Here is a 4,864-nt window from a genome sequence, read left to right as displayed (position 1 = left end):
GGTCGCGACGGTCGTGCCGGACGCCACCTGCTCGCCCTGCGCGACCTGCATCGTGACGACGCCCGCGAAGGGCGCGGCGACGTGACCGGCCCGGTTCGGGTCGGCCTTCTCGGCCGTGCTGACGGTCACCGCCACGCTGCGGTCGCGGACGTAGACGGGTCGCAGCTGCCCGTTCAGCGTCGTCATGACCGTGCGGACGCCCTTCTCGTCGGGCTCGCCGATCGCCTCCAGCCCGATGAACAGGTCGACGCCGCGGCCGATGGTGACCGTGTGCTCGCTGCCCTGCCGCAGCCCGTACAGGTAGTCGGCGGTGTCGAGCACCGACAGGTCGCCGAACAGGTCGTGCAGCTCGCCGAACTGCTTCGTCGGTCCCGGGAACAGGAGGCGGTTCAGGGTCGCTCGGCGGGTCGCCGGGTCCGCGGCGAGCGCCTCCCGGTCCGCGTCCGCGAGGTCGGTGACCCCGACCCGGACGGTCCGACCGGCGAGCACCTTCGTGCGGAACGGCTCCGGCCAGCCGCCGGGCAGGTCGCCCAGCTCGCCGGCCATGAAGCCGACGACGGAGTCGGGGATGTCGTACCGCTCCGGGTGCTGCTCGAAGTCGTGCGGGTCCGCGTCGGTCGCCGCGAGCTGCAGCGCGAGGTCGCCGACCACCTTCGACGACGGCGTCACCTTCGGGATGCGGCCGAGGATCGCGTTGCTGGCGGCGTAGAGGTCCTCGACGGTCTCGAACCGGTCGGCGAGGCCGAGCGCGATCGCCTGCTGGCGCAGGTTCGACAGCTGGCCGCCGGGGATCTCGTGCGTGTAGACCCGCCCGGTGGGGCCGGGCAGGCCCGACTCGAACGGCCTGTACCGCGCGCGGACCGCCTCCCAGTACGGCTCGAGATCGGCCACCGCCTTCAGCGGGATGCCGGTGTCGCGCTCGGTGTGCGCGAGCGCGGCGACGAGCGCGGAGAAGGACGGCTGGCTCGTCGTGCCGGCCATCGGCGCGGAGGCGACGTCGACCGCGTCCGCGCCCGCGTCGCTCGCGGCCAGCGGGGTGGCGAGCTGGCCGCCCGCCGTGTCGTGGGTGTGCACGTGCACGGGCAGGTCGAACTCGCGGCGGAACGCCTCCACCAGCCGCGCTGCGGCACGCGGGCGCAGGAGGCCCGCCATGTCCTTGATGGCGAGCACGTGGGCGCCGGCGCGCACCATCTGCTCGGCGAGGCGCACGTAGTAGTCCAGCGTGTAGAGGGTCTCCGCCGGGTCGAGCAGGTCCGCGGTGTAGCAGACGGCGGTCTCGGCGACCGCGGTGCCGGTCGCCAGCACCGCGTCGACCGCCGGGCGGATCTGCGCGACGTCGTTCAGGGCGTCGAAGATCCGGAACACGTCGACGCCCGTCGCCGCGGCCTCCGCGACGAACACGTCGGTGACCTCCGTCGGGTACGGCGTGTAGCCGACGGTGTTCCTGCCGCGCAGCAGCATCTGGATCGCGATGTTCGGCAGCGCCTCGCGCAGCCGCGCGAGCCGCTCCCACGGGTCCTCGCCGAGGAAGCGCAGCGCGACGTCGTAGGTCGCGCCGCCCCACGCCTCCACGCTGAGCAGCTGCGGCGTCGAGCGGGCGACGGACGGGGCGACGGCGACGAGGTCGCGGGTGCGCACCCGGGTGGCGAGCAGGGACTGGTGCGCGTCGCGGAACGTGGTCTCCGTCACCGCGAGGGGGGTCTGCGCGCGCAGCGCCGTCGCCCAGCCGACCGGGCCGAGCCGGTCGAGCAGCTGCTTGGAGCCCGCGGGCGGCGCGGCCTGCAGGTCGACCGCCGGCAGCTTGTCGACCGGGTTCGGACCGCGCGGGATCGGCCCGTTCGGCTGGTTCACGGTGACGTCGGCGAGGTGGTTCAGGATCTTGGTCGCGCGGTCCCGACTGGGGTTCTGCCGGAGCAGGTGGGGCCGCTCCTCGATGAACGCCGTCGACAGGTCGCCTGCCGCGAACGCGGGGTCCTCGAGCACCGCCTGCAGGAACGGGATGTTGGTCGCGACGCCGCGGATGCGGAACTCCGCCAGCGCGCGCTTCTCGCGGGCGACGGCGCTCGCGAAGTCGCGGCCGCGGCAGGTCAGCTTCGCCAGCATCGAGTCGAAGTGGGGGCTGATCTGCGCGCCCGGGTTGATGGTGCCGCCGTCGAGCCGCACGCCCGCGCCGCCCGGGGACCGGTACGTGGTGATCCGGCCGGTATCGGGCCGGAAGCCCTGGGCGGGATCCTCGGTCGTGATGCGGCACTGGATCGCAGCGCCCCGGATCCGCAGGTCCTCCTGCGCGAGGCCGAGGTCGGCCATCGTCTCGCCCGCGGCGATGCGCATCTGGGAGGCGACGAGGTCGACGTCCGTGATCTCCTCCGTCACGGTGTGCTCGACCTGGATGCGCGGGTTCATCTCGATGAACACGTGCTCGCCCGCCCGCTCCCCCGCGGTGTCGAGCAGGAACTCGACCGTGCCGGCGTTCACGTAGCCGATCGACCGGGCGAACGCGACGGCGTCCCGGTGGAGCGCCTCGCGGGTCTCCTGGTCGAGGTTCGGCGCGGGCGCGATCTCGACGACCTTCTGGTGCCGCCGCTGCACCGAGCAGTCGCGCTCGAACAGGTGGAGGGTCGTGCCCTCGGCGTCGGCGAGGATCTGCACCTCGATGTGCCGCGGCCGCAGCACCGCCTGCTCGAGGAACATCGTCGGGTCGCCGAACGCGCTGTCCGCCTCCCGCATCGCCGCCTCGAGCGCCGGCCGCAGCTCCTCCGCCGTCTCGACGCGCCGCATCCCCCGCCCGCCGCCGCCGGCGACGGCCTTCGCGAAGATCGGGAAGCCGATGCCGGCCGCGGCGGCGAGCAGCTCGTCGACGTCCCGGCTCGGCGGGGACGAGCGCAGCACCGGCACGCCGGCGGCGATCGCCTGCTCCTTCGCGGTCACCTTGTTGCCTGCGCTGCGCAGCACCCGCGCGGGCGGGCCGATGAACGTGATGCCCGCGGCCGCGCACGCGTCCGCCAGCTCCGGGTTCTCGGACAGGAAGCCGTAGCCCGGGTAGACGGCGTCGGCACCGGACAGGCGGGCGACGCGGATGATCTCCGCGACGTCGAGGTACGCGCGCACCGCGTGGCCCGGCTCGCCGATCTGGTAGGACTCGTCGGCCTTCTGCCGGTGCAGCGACTCGCGGTCCTCGTACGGGAACACCGCGACCGTCTTCGCGCCCAGCTCGTAGGCGGCCCGGAAGGCCCGGATCGCGATCTCGCCGCGGTTGGCGACCAGGATCTTCGTGAACACCGGAGCGTCTCCAACACGTCGTGGGCGCGGCGGATCCCCGGCCCGGTGGGGCTTCGCCGCTAACCTACTGGGCGTGCATGTGCTGAGTGTCAGCTCCCTGAAGGGCGGGGTCGGGAAGACCACGGTGACGCTCGGCCTGGCCTCCGCGGCCTTCGCCCGAGGCGTCTCGACCCTGGTCGTCGACCTGGATCCGCAGGCGGACGTGTCCACCGGCATGGACGTGCCGGTCGCCGCGGTCAACGTCGCCGACGTGCTCGCGAGCCCGAAGGAGAAGACGGTCCGCGCCGCGATCACGCCGTCGGGCTGGACGCGCGGCCGCGGCGGCGTCGTCGACGTGATGGTCGGCTCGCCCGCCGCGATCAACTTCGACGGCCCGCACCCGTCGGTCCGCGACATCTGGAAGCTCGAGGAGGCGCTCGCGCACGTCGAGGCCGAGTACGAGCTGGTGCTGGTCGACTGCGCGCCGTCGCTGAACGCGCTGACCCGCACCGCCTGGGCCGCCTCCGACCGGGTGTCCGTCGTCACCGAGCCCGGGCTGTTCTCGGTCGCCGCGGCCGACCGGGCGCTGCGCGCGATCGAGGAGATCCGCCGCGGCCTGTCGCCGCGCCTGCAGCCGCTCGGCATCATCGTGAACCGCGCCCGCATGCAGAGCCTCGAGCACCAGTTCCGCATCAAGGAGCTGCGCGACATGTTCGGCCCGCTCGTGCTCAGCCCGCAGCTGCCCGAGCGCACCTCCCTGCAGCAGGCGCAGGGCGCGGCGAAGCCGCTGCACGTGTGGCCGGGCGAGAGCGCGCAGGAGCTGGCGGGCATGTTCGACCAGCTGCTCGAGCGCGTGCTGCGCACCGGCCGCGTCGGCGAGTTCGCCACCTCCGAGATCCCGACGCAGCTGCCGGCGGGCCGCTCGGCCTGAGGCGCGCTCCCCGAGCACGACAGCAGGAAGAATCCGCAACAGCAGGAGGAATCCGGCCGGTTCTTCCTGCTGAACGTCGTTCTTCCTGCTGTCGTGCTCGGATGTTCCTGCCGACGGGCTCGGAGACGGCGGCCGGCCGGCCGTGAGGCGCGTGCTCCCGCCGGATCCTGCTCCGGCGGCCCGAGGACCAGGCGGCGGCCGCCGAAGCGCCTCCGCAATCGCAGCGGAACCCTTCAGCAGGAAGAATCCACGTCAGCAGGAAGAATCCGGCCGGTTCTTCCTGCTGGACGTCGTTCTTCCTGCTGACGTGCTCGGGAATTCCTGCCGAAGTGCTCGTCGTCAGAGCACGGGCAGCGCACGACACGCAGACAGCGCTGAGGACCCCCCGAGTCGAGGGGTCCTCAGCGCGACGTCTGTCGTGCCGCGCTCAGCCGGCGGCGCGCGCCGCGCGGCGCAGCGCCAGCTCGTCCATGGCGTCCGACGTCTGGTCGGACTCGATCTCGACCAGGTTGGACTCCACCTCCCGCAGCACCTTGCCGACGGCGATGCCGAACACGCCCTGGCCCCGCTGGAGCAGATCGATGATCTCCTCCTGCGTGGTGCACAGGTACACGCTCGCGCCGTCCGACATCAATGTGATGCGAGCCAGGTCCGTGATCCCCCGATCACGGAGCT

Annotated in this window: 2 protein-coding genes and 1 pseudogene; 1 reads left to right on the top strand and 2 read right to left on the bottom strand. The window is 73.0% G+C overall.

What is annotated here, in order from left to right; all coding sequences use genetic code 11:
• The coding region (locus ACFE60_RS17635; RefSeq protein WP_375390162.1) for a pyruvate carboxylase at positions 1–3,279 on the bottom strand (3,279 nt) is incomplete at its 3' end.
• Between the two features lie 73 nt (positions 3,280–3,352).
• Between ACFE60_RS17635 and ACFE60_RS17630 the strand changes: the two genes are divergently transcribed.
• Positions 3,353–4,189, top strand: coding sequence for a ParA family protein (locus ACFE60_RS17630; RefSeq protein WP_375390161.1), 837 nt, complete (start codon positions 3,353–3,355; stop codon positions 4,187–4,189).
• A 427-nt stretch (positions 4,190–4,616) separates the two neighbouring features.
• On the opposite strand, the pseudogene ACFE60_RS17625 reads toward ACFE60_RS17630, so the two are convergent.
• A pseudogene (locus tag ACFE60_RS17625) lies at positions 4,617–4,864 on the bottom strand (MerR family transcriptional regulator); the annotation flags it as partial.

This window comes from uncultured Amnibacterium sp. (assembly GCF_964245895.1).
Lineage (GTDB): Bacteria > Actinomycetota > Actinomycetes > Actinomycetales > Microbacteriaceae > Amnibacterium.
Note: the sequence above shows the minus strand (reverse complement) of the source record. Positions and strands in the feature narration are given on the sequence as shown.